The organism is Tenacibaculum profundicola (genome assembly GCF_057220795.1).
In genome coordinates, this window is sequence record NZ_CM170137.1 from 4,187,297 (window position 1) to 4,209,618 (window position 22,322).

Genomic DNA, 22,322 nt, shown 5'->3' on the forward strand with positions numbered 1-22,322 from the left:
ATGAAACAATTAATTATTCTTCTCTCACTTTTTCTTGTAGCGATGACTACATGGGCACAAAGTCCAGGGAAAATTGGCTATCAAGCTGTTATTCGAGATACAAGCAATGAGTTATTAGTCAGTCAAAATGTTGGTACACAAATTAGTGTTTTACAAGGAAGTACTACTAATAACGCTGTCTATACGGAAACTCATACCCTTACAACCAATGCCAATGGTTTGTTAACACTAGAGATTGGTACAGGAACGTCAAGTGATGATTTTTCTTCTATCAATTGGGCAAACGGACCATTTTTTATACTGATAGAAACTGACCCCAATGGTGGTTCTAATTATAGCATTAGCGGCACGAGTCAACTCTTAAGTGTTCCCTACGCTCTTCATGCTAAAACAGCAGAAAATATCACGGGGGGCATCACTGAAACCGATCCTACCTTTTTGGCATGGGATAAAAGTACAGGAATTAACATTACCCAAAGTCAAATTACTGATTTAACATTAACACAAGATACCAATTTAACGGAAACGCAAGTTGATGCTATGGTATCGAATAACGGCTATATCACGGATCCGAAAGATGGAGATTTTGATCCGACTAACGAGATAGAATTACCTACAGGAGGAACAGCCGGTCAGGTGTTAAAAACAGATGGTTTGGGTAACTACGTTTGGGTTGATCAAACGGTGGATACGGATACCAATACTCAGCTTACGGAAACAGAGGTTGATGCTATGGTATCGAATAACGGCTATATCACGGATCCGAAAGATGGAGATTTTGACGCGACTAACGAGATAGAATTACCTACAGGAGGAACAGCCGGTCAGGTGTTAAAAACAGATGGTTTGGGTAACTACGTTTGGGTTGATCAAACGGTGGATACGGATACCAATACTCAGCTTACGGAAACAGAGGTTGATGCTATGGTATCGAATAACGGCTATATCACGGATCCGAAAGATGGAGATTTTGACGCGACTAACGAGATAGAATTACCTACAGGAGGAACAGCCGGTCAGGTGTTAAAAACAGATGGTTTGGGTAACTACGTTTGGGTTGATCAAACGGTGGATACGGATACCAATACTCAGCTTACGGAAACAGAGGTTGATGCTATGGTATCGAATAACGGCTATATCACGGATCCGAAAGATGGAGATTTTGACGCGACCAACGAGATAGAATTACCTACAGGAGGAACTGATGGTCAGGTGTTAAAAACAGATGGTTTGGGTAACTACGTTTGGGTTGATCAAACGGTGGATACGGATGTAAACACTCAGCTTACGGAAACAGAGGTTGATGCTATGGTATCGAATAACGGCTATATCACGGATCCGAAAGATGGAGATTTTGATCCGACTAACGAGATAGAATTACCCAGGGGAGGAACTAACGGACAAGTATTAAAAACAGATGGTTTGGGTAGCTACGAATGGGTTGATCAAACGGTGGATACGGATGCAAACACTCAGCTTACGGAAACAGAGGTTGATGCTATGGTATCGAATAACGGCTATATCACAGATCCGAAAGATGGAGATTATGACGCGACTAACGAGATAGAATTACCTACAGGAGGAACTGATGGTCAGGTGTTAAAAACAGATGGTTTGGGTAGCTACGAATGGGTTGATCAAACGGTGGATACGGATACCAATACTCAGCTTACGGAAACAGAGGTTGATACTATGGTATCGAATAACGGCTATATCACGGATCCGAAAGATGGAGATTTTGACGCGACTAACGAGATAGAATTACCCACAGGAGGAACTGATGGTCAGGTGTTAAAAACAGATGGTTTGGGTAGCTACGAATGGGTTGATCAAACGGTGGATACGGACACCAATACTCAGCTTACGGAAACAGAGGTTGATACTATGGTATCGAATAACGGCTATATCATGGATCCGAAAGATGGAGATTTTGACGCGACTAACGAGATAGAATTACCCACAGGAGGAACTGATGGTCAGGTGTTAAAAACAGATGGTTTGGGTAGCTACGAATGGGTTGATCAAACGGTGGATACGGACACCAATACTCAGCTTACGGAAACAGAGGTTGATACTATGGTATCGAATAACGGCTATATCACGGATCCGAAAGATGGAGATTTTGACGCGACTAACGAGATAGAATTACCCACAGGAGGAACTGATGGTCAGGTGTTAAAAACAGATGGTTTGGGTAGCTACGAATGGGTTGATCAAACGGTGGATACGGATACCAATACTCAGCTTACGGAAACAGAGGTTGATACTATGGTATCGAATAACGGCTATATCACGGATCCGAAAGATGGAGATTTTGACCCGACTAACGAGATAGAATTACCTACAGGAGGAACCGCCGGTCAGGTGTTAAAAATAGATGACTCAGGTAGCTACGAATGGGTTGATCCAATAGGTAAAAAGTATAGTGTTGGCGACTATGCGCAAGGAGGTGTTGTTTTTTATGTTGATGAAACAGGGCAACATGGGTTAGTTTGTGCAATATTGGATCAAAGCTCAGGAATTCGTTGGTATGCTGGAACAAGTGGTCATACTAGAGCTAAAGGAGATGGGATATATGCAGGAAAAGCAAATACATCTATTATAATTGCGGCTCATGTAGCTATTGGAGATGATAATAATACGTACGCTGCACGCCTTTGTAACGAGTTAAGGATTCGAGTAGGAAGTAAATTTTATGGAGATTGGTATTTACCTAGTAATGATGAGTTAATAGAAATGTATTCGAATAGAACAGTAATAAACGCAACAGCGGTAGCTAATGGAGGCACTGCATTTTCAAATGACTTTTATTGGTCTTCTAGAGAAATCAATGATAGAGGTAGTTACATATGGAGCTTGTCTTCTCCTTCTAGTGGAAGTTCAACAAAAAATATGTTACATCGGGTTAGGGCTGTTCGTTCTTTTTAATTTTATTCTGCTTAAACTACAAAGAAGCGCCCTTTAGTTTGGGGAGGGTGTAAACCCTCCTTTTTTTTACTCCATTAGGTTGATTGTGAGGGGTAATTATTCAATGTGTTTTTAGTGCCTGACAAAAACTCGTCAAATCTATTTTGAATATTAGGCAGAGTATAGCCCATTTTTTACGATGATTTTGATAAAAATATCCTCTCGATTGCACTTGTGAGGATATTGTTTTTATGAGTTCTTTTTCCAAGGTGTTGTTTTTTGTTATGTACTTAAATAGTGAAATTTTACTTTTTAATACTTGGAGATATTAGTAATTTATAATAAGTTTGAAGAGAATTTATGAATCTAACCAAAGAAACGAACCTTTTTAATGTCTTAATTGTAGAAGACGAAGTTATTATTGCTAAAACGTTAGAGAGTATTGTTACGCAATATGCTTATACTAAGATTGTACACGATTATGAGACAGCAGTGAATAGCTTGGCTACCTTTAAACCTTCTTTGGTATTGCTAGATATCAATTTGGAAGACAGTGAAAAAAATGGTATTGATTTCGCCTTAGCACATAAAGAAGAATACCAGTTTGAAGTGATCTTTATTACTGCTTATTTTGATGGGGCTACTTTTTCAAATGCGAGTAATGTAAATCCTTTAAATTACATTGTGAAGCCTTTTAAAAAATCACAGATAGAAATTGCGGTCAAACTAATTATTATGCAACTAGCAGAAAGGGAAGAGGATAAAATCGCTTTTATCGATGTATATCTAAATAAATTGACCTCAGAAGAAAAGAAGATTTTACATTTGGTAAGCCTCGGGCTATCGTCAAAGTCAATTGCTTTAGAATTGAAAAAATCTTCGAAAACAGTATTGAATCACAGAAGTAATATTGTGAAAAAATTAGAACTCCCTAATACCAATAACTCACTGCTTATTTGGTCTATCAAAAATAGGGCTTATTTTAATAAATTTTAAAAAAAATGAAACGCATCCTTAAAAATGCAATGATACTCTTCTATAGCGTTTTTTGCTTTACAGTCGCTTTGGGGCAAAGAAAAGTTGTAGATCAAGAGCAAATTTTATGGAATAACAAGCATAAAATTCACCTTAATGCGATTCAACTTGCTGAGAAAAGTACCAATATTACTGAACTCATTGAAGCCTATATTGCTATAGGAACTTTTTATAACGATAGGAACTCTGTGTACAGTGATTATAACAAGGCTATCAGTTTTTTTAAAAAAGGGTTGAAAATCTCGAAACCAACACATGTTTTAGAAAGAGCAAGGTGCTATGAAGGCATAGGAGACGCTGGGCGTTTTCTTCAAAATGTAATTATTGCCTCCAAAAACTATAACCAAGCCGAAAAGCTCTACCGTCAATTAAATAACAATAACAAAAGAGCTACCTGTTTACATCGAATAGGTGATTTATTACTCGATCAAAAGAACTATGAATTATCGAAAAGCCATTATGAGCGAGCAATAGCTCTTTATACCAAAGAAAAAAACTGGAATTTCGTAGTTTCGTGTGTTTCTAATATAGGCGAAATTTTTGTTTTTCAAGGAAAGCATCAAAAAGGATTAACTAATTTTAACAAAGCACTACATTTAAATGAAGAAAAAGTGCATTCTACTAGACAGGAAGCCTACATTCTTTTTGAAGTTGGTAAGCTATACATAGATAGTGTTCACTTAGCGAAGCGTGATACCATTTTTAAAAGAGCGCTTAAAATCGTGCAAAAGAAGAATATTTTAGACGGCATTGCTTATGGCAATATTTTATTGGCTAAAATGTCTTATAAAGACAAAAAGTATACTTTGGCTAAGGAATATGCTAAGAAAGGCTTGTCAATGGCCCTTTCGTATGGACATAAAATAAAAATTAGAATGGCCTATCTTATTTCATCAAAAATAGATGAAAAACTAGGGCTATACGAGAGTGCACTTGAGTTTTATAAGTCGTACAGAGAAGTGGACAATGAAGTGCAGCAGAAAGAACGGAACCTTTACAGTGCAGAAATGGAAGCTAAGCATGAGGTAGAGAAGAAAAACAATGCGTTAATTCAAACTGAAAAAGAGAAAATTACGGCCCAAAAACAACGAAATTTAATTGTTGTTTTCTTACTTATATTTCTAGTTTTAATTGTTGTTTTAATTATCTATCAATTAAAACTTCGAAAAAGCAATAAGATGCTTTTCATGAAAAAAGAAGAAATTCAAAATATAAATGTAACCTTAGAGGAAACCGTTAATTACAAGAATGTTTTATTGAAAGAGGTACATCATAGGGTAAAAAATAATTTACAAATTATTTGTAGCATTCTTGAAATGCAAATAGATGCTAGTGGAAGTTTAAATCTGAAAGAAAAATTGCAATCGAGTATCGATAGGATATTTTCTATGGCCTTGGTGCATGAACAATTGTATACCGATGATAGTAATGAAACAATTGATGCACATAGTTATTTCAATGATATTATTGATTCCATTACAAGTTCTCAGCAAAACGTTGATAAAAATATTGCCGTCGATATTAATATGGATGATATTGAACTGAATTTAAGTATTGCGCTTCCTTTGGGTATGATTTTAAATGAATTGATTACCAATGCTTTTAAGTATGCGTTCACTGTTGTGAAAGAGGGGCGAATAATTATTGCACTTCAGTCAGAAGGAGAAGACATTACGCTTTTAATCAGTGATAATGGCTCGGGAATCGATCTTGATAAAAGCAGAAAAAACAGTATTGGATTGCAATTAGCAAAAGATTTCACCACCCAAATAAAGGGTACTTTCAGCTGTTATGTAAACAATGGAACTCACTATAAAATAACCTTTCCTAGTAGAAAATAATACTATGGTTGGTGTTCACTTACCTAAGAATTGGTTTAAGAAGTGAAGATCAAGTTCATGAGTATTAGGGTGGTTAACTTTTTTGAGGCACGAAAGTATATTTGGTCAAGAATCATTTTTTTTTAACAGCCAATACCTGAGGCAAGTATGTACATACCACGGGAATGATAAAATTAAAGCAATGAATGTTAGGAAATGATTCTAGATAGGAAGTTTTAAAAAATATCAAGTTATTTGGCATACTTATTGTTGCAGTTTTAGCAAATGATGTTTACAAATGATAGTCTAAAATTTTAAAAATGAGATTCATAGGTTTTTAGGAGGAAGTGAGCTATTGAATGAGTTTGGAAAGTAAACATATTTAATTGTTGAATGTGAAATTGTTTCAAGAGTTGGTTGTTGTAAAGTGTACAAGCAATCCTTGCGACTTTAAATCTATATAAAATGAAACTATTGAAATTACTATTCTTACCAATTGCAATACTACTTATTACTTCGTGTACCTCTGTGAGAGTAGTTACAGATTATGATACCGAAGTAGATTTTTCTCAGTATACAACTTTTGCCTTCTATAAAACAGGAATCGATAAAGCTCCTATTTCAGATCTAGATAAGAAACGTATTATGCGTGCAGTTGAAAGAGAGCTTATGGCTAAAGGAATGACCAAATCATCTTCTCCAGATGTTTTAGTAAGCTTATTTACCAAATCAAAAGAAAGAATAAATATTAATGATAATCGTTTTGGTGGTTATTGGTACCCTTGGTATTACGGTCCTAATCCAGTAACTGTTTCGAGATATACTGAAGGAACATTATTCATTGATTTACTAGATGCAAATAAGAAGGAATTGATATGGCAGGGTGTTGGAACAGGTGCGCTACGAATGGGAACAATGGAGCGTAAAGAAGATCGTATTAATGAATTTGTGAAAAATATAATGGCTGAATACCCGCCTGAAAGACAACAGAGATAATGTGTTTTTTTTTAAGGGGATAAGAGAGGAGTTTTGAAATAGTTCAAACTCCTCTTTTTGATTTTATAAGGGTTTTGTAAATGGTATTACCATTGTTTTGCTGCTAAAATCACGAATGGGAGGTTTCTGGTTAATTATACTATTCTGGATGCTTATTTACCGATGACAGCTTTTATATAGTAAATGCCGATTTATAAGTAGTGCTATTTAAACTTCATTTTTTCTAATATTTTATATATAAAATATTGACATATGGACAAGGATCTAATTGCTTAATTGCACTTAAAAATGAAATTAACAGTGTTTTTTTGTAACAAAAGAGAGGTTAAATCTTCTAATAATCAAACTAATAAATCAAAAACACCAAATTAATTATGAGATTAGTCATTGAAAATTTAACCAAAACATATAAAAACGGAGTAAGAGCTATTGATGATCTAAGTTTAACAATTGGAACGGGTATGTTCGGACTGTTAGGACCTAACGGGGCAGGAAAATCATCGCTGATGAGAACGATTGCAACGTTGCAAAGCCCAGATTCGGGGACTATAACTTTTGACGATGTTAATGTTTTAGAAAATCAAATGACTTTTAGAAGAATATTGGGGTATTTGCCACAGTCATTTGGAGTATATCCAAAAATGTCGGCAGAAGATTTATTGGATTATTTTGCCACATTAAAAGGTATTGGTTCAAAGTCTGATAGGCAAAAAATTATAAAAGAGGTTCTTGAAATAACCAACTTATATGATGTTAGAAAAAAGTATGTAGCTGGGTATTCAGGCGGAATGAAACAACGCTTCGGAATTGCTCAATTGCTATTAAATAATCCTAAACTAATCATTGTTGACGAGCCAACGGCAGGATTAGATCCAGCAGAACGAGTTCGCTTTTTAAACGTGCTTAGAGAAGTTGGTACTAATTCAACCGTAATCTTTTCAACACATATTGTTGATGACGTGAAAGAACTATGCAATGAAATGGCAATTTTAAATGGTGGACGTATTCTAAAGCACACTACACCCAATGAAAGCACCAAAGAGATAGAAGGCAAGGTGTGGACAAAAATAATCAATAGAGATGATTTGGAACAACATGAAGCTACCTTCCATGTTTTATCATCAAATTACAATCAAGATCATACCTTAAATATTCGTGTGTACGCTGATGAAAAACCTGCAGAAGACTTTGCTCCGGCAATTCCGCAGTTAGACGATGTGTATTTTATCACATTAGGACAGGATAAGCCTGTTACAGCTTAATTATTTTCATCAATTTAAAATATAGAATATATGTTCTTTACAATATTGAAACACGAAATAAATTATTGGTTTAAAAAGCCAGCTCTTTATATTTATTTGGCTATTTTTTTCTTAATACCTCTATTATTTGCGGCGGCCGCTGCTGGGCTTTTTGATGGTGTTACAGTTATCGTTGGAGGTAGCAAGATTGTCAATTCACCTATTGGTGTACATGGGATGTTTAATGGTTTCGCACAATTAATATTCTTTTTATTTCCCTCTATCATTGGGGTTACTATTTACCGGGATTATAAAAGTGAAATGCACTCTATTTTATATTCCTACCCGTTTACGAAAGCCAGTTACTTGTTTGCTAAGTTGTTTAGCGGCTTGTTAATTGTAATGTTAATTGTAATTGTTATTGGTTTAGGGATCACCTTAGGTTTCAGGTTACCAGGAACGAATCCTGAAATTGTTAATACGTTCGATTTTGGGGCGTATGTACATTCTTATTTGGTATATGTTATTCCGAATTCCTTGTTATTTGGAACCATTGTCTTTGCTGTAGTTACGTTTACCAGAAATATTGCTGCTGGTTTTATTACCGTGGTTCTTTTAATGTTTTTACAAGGCTTGATGGAAAGTATGCTATCTGAAGAAGGGAATCGATTACTCGCTGGTTTAGTAGATCCCTATGGGAATGCTTCGCTGAACTATTATACACGTTATTGGACCCTTGCAGAGCAAAATGAAGCAGCACTACCCTTAAAAAGTATTATCATTTATAATAGGTTGATTTGGTTAGCAGTATCTGCCTTAATTTTTGGAGTGTTCTACAAAAGGTTTTCGTTTAGTCAAAACGCTATTTCTTTTTCCTTCTTTAAAAAGGAAACAGGAGCAAGAGTAATTAAAAAGAATTTTGGAGGTATAACACGAGTAAAACTTCCAGAAGTTGACTATAGTTTTTCGTTTTTACAAAATGTAAAAAATACATGGAGACTTTCGAATGTTGATTTTAAATACATCGTAACTGCATTGCCATTTATTGCAATTATTTTGGTGGGATTGATTTTGATTGTAATATCCTACTCAAACGTTGGACTAGTATTAGGAACCAAAACGTTGCCAGTGACCTGGAAAATGCTCCAGAGTGGTGTAAATGCATTCACATTGTCAATTAATATTATTACATTTTTATATGCCGGAATGTTGGTGCATAGAGGAGATATAGCAAAAGTGAATCACTTAATAGATGTAACTCCTACACCTAATTGGGTACTATGGCTATCCAAATTAATAGCATTGTTAAAGATTCAATTGGTGCTATTAACGGTAGTAATGTTTGCAGGGATTACTTATCAAACGTATAAAGGTTTTTATAATTTTGAGATACTTCATTATTTATATGAATTATACGTATTACAATTTAGTCATTTTGCTGTTTGGGCGCTGTTGGCCTTGTTCGTTCAGACCTTAATTCGCAATCCTTATGTCGGATTATTTGTGCTTATTATTATAAACTGGGGACTTCCATTTTTGACTTTTGTAGGAATTGAGCAAGATATATTCAAATATAATCAAGGGCCTAATTTTAGTTATTCTGATATGAACGGCTATGGTTGGTCTTTAAAAGATTACTTAACCTATAAGGGCTATTGGGCTTTAGGAGGTTTCATATTGTTAGGGCTCACTGGGTTATTTTGGGTTCGTGGTATTCCTAACTCCTTTAAAGAAAGGTTAGCTATACTAAAACAACGATTAACATTTAGTCAAGTGGTGGTTTTAGGAATTTTATTGGTTGGTTTTTTAGCTTTAGGAGCAAGGATCTATTATGAGGATAATATCAATAATAAGAGAATATCAAGAAAGGAGCGAGAAGAATTAAGTGTAGAAAGGGAAAAGAAATATAAAAAATATCAAGGAAAAGCGCAGCCTAGAATTGTTGCGGTGAACGTAGCGATGCATCTTTTTCCAAAAACATATGATTTTAATTCATCAGGAACCTATAAAATGGTAAACAAAACAGATGAAGTAATTGATAGCTTATTTTTAAATTATAATAGGTATCCGAGTACAGTTGAATTTGATAAATCAGCTTCTCTGGTATCAAAAGATTCGATACACAACTTTGATATTTATCAGTTAAATTCACCTTTACAACCAGGAGATAGTTTAGAATTGACATTCACTATAAAGAATAAACCTAATAACTTTTTTAGAAAAAACTCTCCGGTTAGAAGAAATGGGACTTTTATAAATAATTTTATATACCCTTCTTTTGGATATTCAGACAATGGAGAGCTAACAGATAATAAAACCAGAAAGAAATATGGCTTAGCTGATAATGAATTAAAACCGCATCCTTCAGATAGTACAGCATTAGGTAATCATTATATCTCTAGAGATAGTGATTGGATTGATTTTGAAGCAACTGTGAGTACAGACGAAGATCAAATAGCAATTGCACCTGGGTATTTACAGAAAGAATGGACTGAAAAAGGACGTAAATATTTCCAGTATAAAATGGATAGTAAAATATTGAATTTTTATGCGTTTAATTCAGCTAAATACGAAGTGAAAAAAGATCAATGGAAAGATGTAGTTCTTGAGATTTATTATCATAAAGGGCATGAATACAATTTAGATAGAATGATGAAGGGAATAAAAGCGTCATTAGACTACAATTCCAAGAACTTTAGCCCTTATCAACATAAGCAAGTTCGTATCATTGAATTTCCTAAAACAAGTGGTGGATTTGCACAGTCTTTTCCGAATACGATCCCGTTTTCAGAATCTATTGGTTTTATTGCGGATGTAGATAAAGCTGATGAAGGCGTTGATTATCCGTTTGCCGTAACAGTGCATGAGTTAGCACATCAATGGTGGGCTCATCAAGTAATAGGGGCAGACGTGCTAGGTGCCACGATGTTGTCAGAAAGTTTGTCGGAGTATGTAGCTTTAAAAGTACTTGAGCATCAAGAAGGAAAATCGGAAATGCGTAAATTCTTAAAAAAGGCATTAGATGGTTATCTAACACGGAGAACATTAGAACGAAAACGTGAAAAATCACTGATGTATAACGACGGACAAACTTACATTCGTTACCAAAAGGGATCGCTGGTTTTTTATGCCTTAAGTGATTACATAGGTGAAGAGAAATTGAATGGAGCATTAAAAGAGTATGTAGAAAAAGTAAAGTTCCAAGAGGCACCATATACAACTTCTATTGAAATGGTAAATTATATCCGAAAGGTAGTACCTGATAGTTTACAGTATACCATTAAAGATATGTTTGAAACGGTAACCTTATATAGAAATAGAGTAACTGATGTATCTTCTAAAAAGTTAGATAATGGAAAATATCAGGTAGATATTGAGTTTAACGTTAGCAAGTATAGAAATGATGATAAAGGAAAAAGGTATTATGGTGAGCAAATAGGAGATACCATCTCTTATAAGACTGCCGAAATGAAAAAGCCTGTTCTTTCGGTTCCTTTGAGAGATTATATCGATATTGGTGTTTTTGGAGAAGAAGAGATCAATGGAGAGAAGAAAGAAGTAGAACTTTATTTAAGAAAGCACAAAATAACTCAGATAAACAATACAATTTCCATTATTGTTGATAAAAAGCCAGTGGAGGTAGGTGTTGATCCTTATAATAAATTGATTGACACGAAATCAAATGACAACAGAAGAAAATTATAAGGATACATAATTATTAAAATTCCTTTGTTATAGGAGGTGACTTTATCGTCATCTCCTTTTTTTATAATCATAATTTCCAAACCATAGTTATTTATGGCACATGCTGACTGATAGGTGATATAACTTTATCGCTTATTTTTATCTATTACTTCACTGGTATAATGCCGATAAGTATATCATTTATGACTTGGAATTTTTTAATGAGTGAAGCGAAAGTAATAGCAATAGGTAACTTCAAATTTCAAATGGTATAAAACACAAGTATCACTGCAAGGGAACAATATCATTTCTGATATTAATAAATGACATAATTTTTTATGGTAGATACCTAAGAGTCGGTACAGGTGTAGTTATACGATTTAGAAATAAATATTTCGCATATCTATTATTTCTTTTGTAGCTATTTTTGCGTTATAAAACGTAACCATAGCTTGGCTATGCTAACGTTTTATGCCTTAAACTAACTTAAAATAATTCAATACCTATATATGAAATATGTATCTGTAAATCGTATTATAGTTGTACTAACCATTGATCCACTCCATTAAATCATTTAGGTTGTTGAAAATTAAATTCGTAGTGCCGTCTATGGAATTAATTTCAACTTTTGAGTATTTATCGGGCATTAAAGCGTTAAACAGCCCTTTCTTTGGATGGTTATATGCATAGTGAATTCCGTTTAGGAGCGTATCGTAGGATATGTATTCAAAACATAATTTTTTAAGAGTGAGATCAGTAATCATATATTTCTAGAATTATGAGTTAATAATTATTGATTCCTATAGCAATTTGTATACCAATGCTTGTGTTATCAAAAAAAACATAGTACAAAATTAGGCGAGATTAAATAGTGTTTCTATGAAGATTAGTTGAAGTATTAGAAAATGTAGTTTAATGCAAGTAGAATGTAGACGAATCATCTTTTAGAAATAGATAAAAAAAAAGAGGTTATAGAAATTCTATAACCTCTTTGCTTTTTAAAATCCATCTCCTGGATCCTCAGGGCTTTGTGCCTGTGCTTTTTTAGGATTGAGAAGTAGGTAAGTTCCTATGGCTGTTAAGGCCGTATATTTACCGTAATTTCCTATTTTTTTTAGTGCCTCTTTACGAGTTATATCTGTATGCTTATCTTGTTTTTTCATGTCGCTAGTCATTTTAATTATTTAACAATAAACTTTTTACTAATAATACCTAAGTCTGATGTAACTTTTGCAATGTAAACTCCTGAAGCTAATTGAGGAATGTTTATGGTTGTTACTCCACTAGATGTAAAAGATGTAGTGACAGCTTTCTTACCTAGAATTGAATACACTACTAATTCAGCTTTTTCGGTTTGCAAACCAGCAACAGTTAATTCATTATTAGAAGATGTATAGATACTTACATTTTCTAATAATTGATTTACGTTATCCGTATTAAATCTTTCAGAAGATGTATGAATATAGAATTGACCTATACCGTTAGTATCTTTATCAAGAGTAATAGTATAGTTTTCCTTAGATAAATTAGTGAAAACATTATTTATCCTGTCTTCTAAGTATATGTTAATACCTTCTGGTAAGTTAGTACCCTTGACAGATATTTCTATTGATTTTCCCGCTTTAGCTTGAAGTCCAACAGGAACTACCATTTTTTCAAAACCACTATTAGGTAATGTTTGAATTGCTAATTTTTTACCCTTATTATTGGTGATTAATTCAGTAAATATGTTTAAATCAGACCCAGCATCATTAAAAATTTTAGAATCGTATCCATTGTCGAAATCAGTAGTTTTTCCATTTATATAAAATACTTTAGTAGATTTTTTCTCGTCTTTACTGTCAACGAATATTTCAAAGGTAGTATGAGATGTTCCAGAGCCTTTCATAAATGTATCTGTCGTTTGATGACTTTGGTTAGAAGTTTCAAAAGTTACATTATTGTTTCCTGAGGCTTCAACAAAGAACCCCTGACCAGGAGCTAATTCAATAGGAGAAGCAGCATTATAAGTTACATATTGACTACCATCCCATAACCATAGTGTTTCTTCTGTTAATGCTCCTGAGTTGTTAGAAGTAAAGGTAGCAGAATTCACATACGATGTAAATGGATTTCCTAATAAGTTAAAATTGGTTCGAGTCCCAGGTGAGATTGGAATAATAATATTAGAAGTATTCATACTTCCTGAGATAGATAAATTACCAGGATTTGCCAACTTCACCGATATACCAAGTCCATTAGCGATACGAATATTAGAACTTGCTTGCGCATATATCCAGGCAGGACCAGTATTATTTAAGTAATATCCCAATCCTAAATTTCCTCCTGTACCAGAAGCAAGATCATTATTGGCAATTACATCGTCTAGAGTTTCTCCATAAACAGGAGCAGAAACCAAATGCCAATTGGTAGTTGGTAGGTTTCTGTTATAAGTAATAGTTCCATTTACTGAAGCTTGAGCGATAAAAGAAGCACCATTATTCAATGTTATACTGTTAACTGTTATACCAGATGTAGCTGTAGGGTAATTGGTTAACCCATTAGGGATAGTTACATCAGAACTAACTACAGGAACATTATTAGTATTCCAGTTAGAGGCAGTTGCCCAGTCACTATTTGTTGCTCCTGTCCATGATATTAAGGGTGATACAGTAATGGTAGGAACATCAATCTCATTAGAAGTATTTCCAGCAGCATCTTCAGCTTGAACTACAAAATTATTAGCACTGTCAGCAGTTAGATTAACAGAAAAAGACCATGCATTTCCAGCTACTGTTGAAGATCCTAGAGAAGTTGTATTATCAGCCACACCATCATTATTATCATCAGCATAGGCATGAACAGTTACTCCATTTTCAGAATGAGTTCCAGAGATTCCTTGAGAAGCAGCATTCACAGTTATAGCTGATGCTGGTACAGTAACAACTGGATCAGTAGGGCTGGTCGAGTCTTCAGTAATAGTAGGAACATCAATTTGACTAGAAGTATTTCCAGCAGCATCTTCAGCTTGAACTACAAAATTATTAGCACTGTCAGCAGTTAGATTAACAGAAAAAGACCATGCATTTCCAGCTACTGTTGAAGATCCTAGAGAAGTTGTATTGTCAGCTACACCATCATTATTATCATCGGCATAGGCATGAACAGTAACTCCATCTTCAGAATGAGTTCCAGAGATTCCTTGAGAAGCAGCATTCACAGTTATAGCTGATGCTGGAGCAGAAAGTACTGGATCAGTAGGGCTGGTTGAATCTTCAGTAATAGTAGAAACATCAACATAATTAGAAGTATTTCCAGCAGCATCTTCAGCTTGAACTACAAAATTATTAGCACTGTTAGCAGTCAGTGCAGGAAGTAGTGCCCAAATATTTGCAACTACAGTTGTGGAACTTAGTGAGATTGCGTTATCAGCCACACCATCATTATTATCATCAGCATAGGTATGAATAGTTATTCCGTTTTCGGCTTGATTTCCAGCTACTAATCTCGAATCAGCATTCACAGTTATAGCTGTTACTGGGTTTAGAAGTACCGGGTCAGCAGGACTGATCGAGTCTTCTGTAATGGTAGGAACATCAATCTGATTAGAAGTGTTTCCAGCAGCATCTTCAGCTTGTACTACAAAATTATTAGCACTGTTAGCAGTTAGGTTAGCAGGGAAAGACCATGTATTATGAGCTACTGTTGAAGATCCTAGAGAAGTTGTATTATCAGCCACACCATCATTATTATCATCAGCATAGGCATGAATAGTTACTCCATTTTCAGAATGATTTCCAGCGATTACTTGAGAAGTAGCATTCACAGTCATAGTGAACCATGGAGTGGTAACTACTGGATTAGTAGGGCTAGTCGAGTCTTCAGTAATAGTAGGAACATCAATTTCATTAGAAGTATTTCCAGCAGCATCTTCAGCTTGTATTACAAAATTATTAGCACTGTCAGCAGTTAGATTAACAGAAAATCCCCATGCATTTCCAGCTACTGTTGAAGATCCTAGAGAAGTTGTATTGTCAGCCACACCATCATTATTATCATCAGCATAGGCATGAACAGTTACTCCATTTTCAGAATGAGTTCCAGAAATTAATTGAGAAGCAGCATTCACAGTTATAGCTGATGCTGGTACAGTAACAACTGGATCAGTAGGGCTGGTCGAGTCTTCAGTAATAGTAGGAACATCAATTTGACTAGAAGTATTTCCAGCAGTATCTTCAGCTTGAACTACAAAATTATTAGTACTGTCAGCAGTTAGATTAACAGAAAAAGACCATGCATTTCCAGCTACTGTTGAAGACCCTAGAGAAGTTGTATTGTCAGCCACACCATCATTATTATCATCGGCATAGGCATGAACAGTAACTCCATCTTCAGAATGAGTTCCAGAGATTCCTTGAGAAGCAGCATTCACAGTTATAGCTGATGCTGGAGCAGAAAGTACTGGATCAGTAGGGCTGGTTGAATCTTCAGTAATAGTAGGAACATCAACGTAATTAGAAGTGTTTCCAGCAGTATCTTCAGCTTGTATTACAAAATTATTAGCACTGTCAGCCGTTAGATTAACAGAAAAAGACCATCCATTTCCAGAAACTGTTGAAGATCCTAGAGAAGTTGTATTGTCAGCCACACCATCATTATTATCATCAGCATAGGCATGAACAGTAACTCCATTTTCAGAATGAGTTCCAGAAATTAATTGAGAAGCAGCATTCACAGTTATAGCTGATGCTGGTATAGTAAGAACTGGATCGGCAGGAACGACAGCATCTACTAAAACAGCTGTTGTTGATCCAATGCTATTGAGTGTTAAGTTAGCGTCGGCATTGGTAGCCGTGTCTTTAATAGTTCCCCCGTTAGCCGTTAAAGCTCCAACAGCAATACCATCAGTATCTAGATCACCTGCTTGTGTAGTGTATCTAAATAATAAAGCACTTGTTCCATGACCACTCACATACGTTGCTTGCCTTGTTTGTGAGCCAACAGTAATGTCTAATTGTGGTGTTCCACCGACAATAACCACATTTACGTTGGTGCTAAAGTTAACCGTAAAATCTAAGTTTTCTGAAGCAATATAGGTGGCATTAGAAGGAACAGAAACACTAGTTACAGTAGGTGCTGAAGTGTCTACTAAGATAGCAGTGGTGGCACTTATGTTAATTAGTGTGGTATTCGCCGTTGCTGTTCCAGAATCTCTTATGGTACCGCCATTCGTAAGTAACGAAACTACGGCAATTCCATCATTATCTGCATCACCTGCTTGTATAGTGTATCTAAATAACAAAGCACTTGTTCCGCTACCGCTTACATACGTTGCCTGACGTGTTTCGGTACCTATGGTAATATCTATATTTGGTGTGCCTCCAGCGGTATTTACGGTAACATTTTCGTCAAAATTAACCGTAAAATCTAGGTTTTGTGCAGTATTATAGGTTCCGTCAGAAGGAACAGAAACACTGGTTACCGAAGCAGGATTGTTAAAAGGTGTAGTTTGCCAAGTAAAACCGTCTAAAGCTAAATAATCAGCATCACCTGTAGTTTGGATAATTAATTCATCTATTTGGATATTAGAATTATCGCTACCTCCTTCTGAAGAAAAATCGATAAATGTAAATCCATTATTCGGGGTAAAAGTGGCTGTATTAGCAAAGCCAGAGGTTTTGGTTATGGTATATTCACTAGACACTAAACCATCTTTTTTACCAGTGATTGTAAGTGTTATACCTGCTGGTGTATATAAAGGATTCCTATTAGAAACAAAGAGATACAAACTTTTAATGGTAATATCGGCTCCGTCGGTTGTTTTAATAGTAAAAGAAGAACCATCTCCCTTAGGCGGGGTTCCGTCACTATTATCAATAAATTGATTATCTGTTGTAGTTCCATTCCATCCACCTCCAGTAAAGGTTTCTACATCATACGTCGTTTCACCAGGTCCGTTAAGAATGGTAAAGTTTTGACCATTGTCTGTGAAAGTGGTGGAAGATCCAGATTCATCTTCGAATGCTTCTGTGGTTTGCGCATGAGTTTTTAAGCTACATAAACTTAAAAAACCAAATACCCAAAGAAAACAGTAATATCGAAGGTTTGTAGTTCGAGTAATGTTTTGTTTCATGGTGTTTTTTTTTGAAATAATGGTGTAATTAATTGTTAGTTGATACACTATTTTTAAGCATTTATAGGTACCCACTTAAATAAGTATTTAAAAAATATATTCTAGTATCAGAACGTGCCCATGCAAGAAGCTGAAAACACGTAATAATTTAAGAATTATGAATATTTCGGTTGACTTGTGATTTAATTCCTTGAAGGATAAGTACCAAACAAAGCAATAATATAATTTATCGCCAAGTAAGGAGCTCTATTCTCTACAGATTGATTACCACCTGTATTTCCAATGGTTAGTGATTGTGAGTTTAAAGAGACATCAGGCGTGCTTTCATTAAATCCATAGGTAGCGTCAAAGCCTCTACCACCAGGTTGTCCAGGGGTTGCAATAGACGATCCAGAAGTTGGAGACTGTATCGTAGAATTCCCTGAGCTAACTCTTACTACATTGGTATGTGTATGACTTGGTAGTTGAAGGATATTCAATGTGTTGCTTTCAGTTCCACCTCTTTGACCTACGATGTAAGAAGATAAACCTGGTCCCGCACCTGGGCAAATAGGTGCTCTACCGCGTAAATCTGGTAAAGCAAAAGTGGTTCTGCCATCGCCTCCATAGATGGTTCCTAAAATTGAAAATAAGGCTTGATATTGTGCAATAGCAAGTAATTGCCCTTGGCAGAGTGCCCAACTTCTTGGGGCGAAATTACCTGCAAATAAAATAATTTGTCCGATAAATGGATCCATAGTAGTAGATTTATATAGGTTAACTAAGCTCAAAATACACAATATCTGTTTTTTTAAGATTATACATTCCTTAAGCGTTTGAATTTATTTCTTAAGCGTTTGAATTTATTTCCTAAGCGTTTAAGGAAACGTCAAAAATACACTGTAAATGATACTGTTTTTGGTAGAATGGAGTGTTATAGATACTATAGTGTTATCATATTTTGTGTTTAACGTCATTTTTGTTTTGATGGGGATATCCTTTATATTGTTAAAGGACATAATAATGTTTGTAGAACTTGATTTAAAAGTGTTAGTTTTAGCAAGTTTTTATAATGAACACGGATACTTAAGTGAAATTACACAAAAAATACTTGTGTTTCACTGGTAGGTCAGCATTATACCAGCGCAGTAATAGAGAAAAAATAGGGTAGGTAGATCAATAGCATAAATAATAGAAAATGGGAACGTCTTTACAAAAAATTACTCAGCAATTATTGGAGTCAAAAACGGAAAATAAAGAGATTGAGGCAGTTAAATTGCTTTCAGGTTTTTATGAGGAGGTACTAGAAAAAATTTCGCTGCAAGAGTTAAATAGAACAAGCTCGGAAACAAGTGGAGGCATTGCTTTGTCGCCTATACACGCAAAAGAATGTTTGACTGATTACCATAGAACAGCACGTTTTATTAAGGGGGTTTATAGGGCTATAACTCGTGCCAAAGAGATATTTCCAAATCAGGTTATAGAGATAGTGTATGCCGGTACCGGTCCTTTGGCTACCTTAATGATACCTATACTTTCATTGTATAGTTCAAAAGATATTTCGGTTACATTAATTGATATACACGAGGCTTCATTGTCATCTGTAAAAAGCATAGTAGCCCATTTAACGTATCAAGAATATATTAAACAGTATTGTGCAGTTGATGCAACAACATACATACACAATGATTTACTGCATATGGTGATTAGTGAAACGATGGATACTGCTTTAAGTAAAGAACCCCAAGTTTCAATAACTCAAAACTTAGCAGCTCAACTTATTGAAGGAGGAGTTTTGGTTCCGGAAGAGATTATATTAACAACTAGGAATTCTTTTTGGGTGAAAGAATCTTTTTTTAATAAAAAAGAATACCATGAAGCGTATATAAATAATAACAGCTACGACTGTTTATTTTCAATAAAAAAACAGATTGGAGAGCAAGCGGAAGAGTTTTGTTTCGAGTCAGATAACATTTATTTGAATGAAGATTTTCAAAATACTCCTGATATTTGTATTTATACAGAAATTAAAGTGTTTGAAGATGTATATATTGAGAAAGGGAAATCGCTAATAACCAATCCGTATTGCGTTAAATCATTGCATTCAATAGATTCGAATGCGTATACGTTGTGTTATTCTATCGTTGAGGGAGTTCCTACTTGGGATGTTAGAGCGATTCGTAGGTAAAATTGCCCAGTTATTTCTTTATATTTTAATATTTTACGCGTAGATGGGCATATATGATGGGTAAATTGACATCAAAATAGTATTGAATCTATATTGTTTGCATTTGAAAGTACGTAGCAAAAAGCAATAATACTATTTAAAAACAATTTTAATTCACTTGCTTATTAAAACGAGTAGATGATGTTTCCTGAAGTACAGCCGAGCGGTTGTTTTTACCAAAATTATCAGTGATAATAGGGACTCTATTGCTCTTGACTGAGTATTGAACTCAAAGTATGCAATAGAAAATTTATTACAAGATGAAAACACTGTAAAATCAACTACTTCGTTGTACTTTTAAATTTTAGCATAGACTGTGCTATGCTAAAATTGAGAAAGCACTTGCTTTTATTGTGGGTACCTCTTTCATGACGAAGTTCTATTGGATAATTCGAGTTGAAAAAGGATTTGATGAATTTTTGTTATGCACTAAAGCTTTATGTATGGGTTAATTCCTAGAAGGAAAAGTGCCTTGTAAAGCAATAATATAATTCGTAGCCAAATAAGGGGCTCTATTCTCTACAGATTGATTACCACCGGTATTTCCAATGGTAACTGATTGTGCGTTTAAAGGAACGTCAGGCGTGCTTTCATTAAAACCATAGGTAGCGTCAAAGCCTCTACCACCTGGTTGACCAGGGGTTGCAATAGACGATCCAGAAGTTGGAGACTGTATCGTAGAATTCCCTGAGCTAACTCTTACTACATTGGTATGTGTATGACTTGGTATTTGAGTGATGTTCAAGATGTTGTATTCAGTTCCACCTCTTTGACCCAATTGGTAAGAAGATAAACCTGGTCCCGTACCTGGGCAAATAGGTGCTCTACCGCGTAAATCTGGTAAAGCAAAAGTGGTTCTTCCGTCTCCTCCATAGGTGGTTCCTAAAATTGAAAATAAGGCTGAGTATTGTGAGATAGGGAGTAATTGCCCTTGGCAGAGTGCCCAACCTCTTGGGGCGAAATTACCTGCAAATATTGTAATTTGTCCTAAAAATGGCTCCATAGTAGTAGGTTTATATTGGTTAATGAAGCTCAAAATACACAATATCTATTTTTTTAAGATTATACATTCCCTAAACGTTAGTAATTATTCCCTAAGCGTTAGTAATTATTTCCTAAGCGTTTAAGGAAAAGTCAAAAATACATTGTAATACCAGTTATTGTTTTATTACGGTAAATTCAAATGGTATAAATAATTATCCAGTCATTTTTTTAGATGCCTGTGTTTTACGCGTAGATGGGCATAAATGATAGGTATATTAACATCAAAAATGGTATTGAATGTAGTTGTTTACATTTTAAATGCATGACAAAAATCAATAATAAATGTGTAAATCGTATTATTAAGGGTTGTGCCCTGTGTTTGCTTAAGCACAGTCGAGCGGTTGTTTTTAATGAAATCATCCACGATAATAGAGACTGGACTGAGCATTGAACTCAAAGCATGCAATAGAAAATTTATTACAAGATGAAATCACGGTAAAATCAACTACTTCGTTGTACTTTTAAATTTTAGCATAGCAATGCTATGCTAAAATTGAGAAAGCACTTGCTTTTATTGTGGGTACCTCTTTCATGACGAAGTTCTATTGGATAATTCGAGTTGAAAAAGGATTTGATGAATTTTTGTTATGCACTAAAGCTTTATGTATGGATTAATTCCTAGAAGGAAAAGTGCCTTGTAAAGCAATAATATAATTCGTAGCCAAATAAGGGGCTCTATTCTCTACAGATTGATTACCACCGGTGTTTCCAATGGTAACTGATTGTGAGTTTAAAGGAACGTCAGGCGTGCTTTCATTAAAACCATAGGTAGCGTCAAAGCCTCTACCACCTGGTTGACCAGGGGTTGCAATAGACGATCCAGAAGTTGGAGACTGTATCGTAGAATTCCCTGAGCTAACTCTTACTACATTGGTATGTGTATGACTTGGTAGTTGGTTTGTGTTCAGGATGTTGTATTCAGTTCCACCTCTTTGACCCAATTGGTAAGAAGATAAACCTGGTCCCGTACCTGGGCTAATAGGTGTTCTACCGCGTAAATCTGGTAAAGCAAAAGTAGTTCTTCCGTCTCCTCCATAGATGGTTCCTAAAATTGAAAATAAGGCTGAGTATTGTGAGATAGGGAGTAATTGCCCTTGGCAGAGTGCCCAACCTCTTGGGGCGAAATTACCTGCAAATATTGTAATTTGTCCTAAAAATGGCTCCATAGTAGTAGATTTATATTGGTTAATGAAGCTCAAAATACACAATATCTATTTTTTTAAGATTATACATTCCCTAAACGTTAGTAATTATTCCCTAAGCGTTAGTAATTATTC

General features: G+C 35.0%; 13 protein-coding genes. 7 read left to right on the top strand and 6 right to left on the bottom strand.

Annotation, left to right across the window (positions count from 1 at the left end; translation table 11 throughout):
* From AC2TDS_RS17195 to AC2TDS_RS17220, 6 genes are all read left to right on the top strand, one after another.
* Complete coding sequence (locus AC2TDS_RS17195; RefSeq protein ID WP_484736806.1) at positions 1-2,928, top strand: DUF8740 domain-containing protein; 2,928 nt, start codon at positions 1-3, stop codon at positions 2,926-2,928.
* A 339-nt stretch (positions 2,929-3,267) separates the two neighbouring features.
* Positions 3,268-3,903 (top strand): DNA-binding response regulator, encoded by a 636-nt coding sequence (locus AC2TDS_RS17200; RefSeq protein ID WP_484736807.1) that lies wholly within the window; start codon positions 3,268-3,270, stop codon positions 3,901-3,903.
* 5 nt (positions 3,904-3,908) lie between these two features.
* Positions 3,909-5,783 carry a tetratricopeptide repeat-containing sensor histidine kinase gene (locus AC2TDS_RS17205; RefSeq protein ID WP_484736808.1) on the top strand — a complete coding sequence of 625 codons (1,875 nt, stop codon included), beginning with the start codon at positions 3,909-3,911 and terminating at the stop codon, positions 5,781-5,783.
* Between the two features lie 444 nt (positions 5,784-6,227).
* Complete coding sequence (locus AC2TDS_RS17210) at positions 6,228-6,758, top strand: DUF4136 domain-containing protein (RefSeq protein ID WP_484736809.1); 531 nt, start codon at positions 6,228-6,230, stop codon at positions 6,756-6,758.
* Between the two features lie 374 nt (positions 6,759-7,132).
* Positions 7,133-8,020, top strand: a complete 888-nt coding sequence (locus AC2TDS_RS17215) for an ABC transporter ATP-binding protein (RefSeq protein ID WP_484736810.1) — start codon at positions 7,133-7,135, stop codon at positions 8,018-8,020.
* Between the two features lie 30 nt (positions 8,021-8,050).
* On the top strand, positions 8,051-11,704 hold the full coding sequence (locus tag AC2TDS_RS17220) for an ABC transporter permease/M1 family aminopeptidase (RefSeq protein ID WP_484736811.1): 3,654 nt from the start codon (positions 8,051-8,053) through the stop codon (positions 11,702-11,704).
* Between the two features lie 524 nt (positions 11,705-12,228).
* On the opposite strand, the gene AC2TDS_RS17225 is transcribed toward AC2TDS_RS17220, so the two are convergent.
* From AC2TDS_RS17225 to AC2TDS_RS17240, 4 genes are all read right to left on the bottom strand, one after another.
* Positions 12,229-12,447 (bottom strand): hypothetical protein, encoded by a 219-nt coding sequence (locus AC2TDS_RS17225; protein ID WP_484736812.1) that lies wholly within the window; start codon positions 12,445-12,447, stop codon positions 12,229-12,231.
* A 234-nt stretch (positions 12,448-12,681) separates the two neighbouring features.
* Positions 12,682-12,846 carry a hypothetical protein gene (locus tag AC2TDS_RS17230; RefSeq protein WP_484736813.1) on the bottom strand — a complete coding sequence of 55 codons (165 nt, stop codon included), beginning with the start codon at positions 12,844-12,846 and terminating at the stop codon, positions 12,682-12,684.
* Between the two features lie 17 nt (positions 12,847-12,863).
* A complete protein-coding gene (locus AC2TDS_RS17235) occupies positions 12,864-17,795 on the bottom strand; it encodes a beta strand repeat-containing protein (RefSeq protein ID WP_484736814.1) in 4,932 nt (1,643 codons plus the stop codon).
* Positions 17,796-17,977: 182 nt separating this feature from the next.
* Positions 17,978-18,532, bottom strand: coding sequence for a phage tail protein (locus AC2TDS_RS17240; RefSeq protein ID WP_484736815.1), 555 nt, complete (start codon positions 18,530-18,532; stop codon positions 17,978-17,980).
* Positions 18,533-18,972: 440 nt separating this feature from the next.
* On the opposite strand from AC2TDS_RS17240, the gene AC2TDS_RS17245 reads away from it, so the two are divergent.
* Complete coding sequence (locus tag AC2TDS_RS17245; protein ID WP_484736816.1) at positions 18,973-19,962, top strand: SAM-dependent methyltransferase; 990 nt, start codon at positions 18,973-18,975, stop codon at positions 19,960-19,962.
* A 487-nt stretch (positions 19,963-20,449) separates the two neighbouring features.
* Here AC2TDS_RS17245 and AC2TDS_RS17250 read toward each other — a convergent pair whose 3' ends face one another.
* Positions 20,450-21,004, bottom strand: a complete 555-nt coding sequence (locus AC2TDS_RS17250; RefSeq protein ID WP_484736817.1) for a phage tail protein — start codon at positions 21,002-21,004, stop codon at positions 20,450-20,452.
* Positions 21,005-21,656: 652 nt separating this feature from the next.
* Positions 21,657-22,211: a phage tail protein gene (locus tag AC2TDS_RS17255; RefSeq protein ID WP_484736818.1), complete on the bottom strand. Its 555-nt coding sequence runs from the start codon at positions 22,209-22,211 to the stop codon at positions 21,657-21,659.
* Positions 22,212-22,322 lie beyond the last annotated feature (111 nt).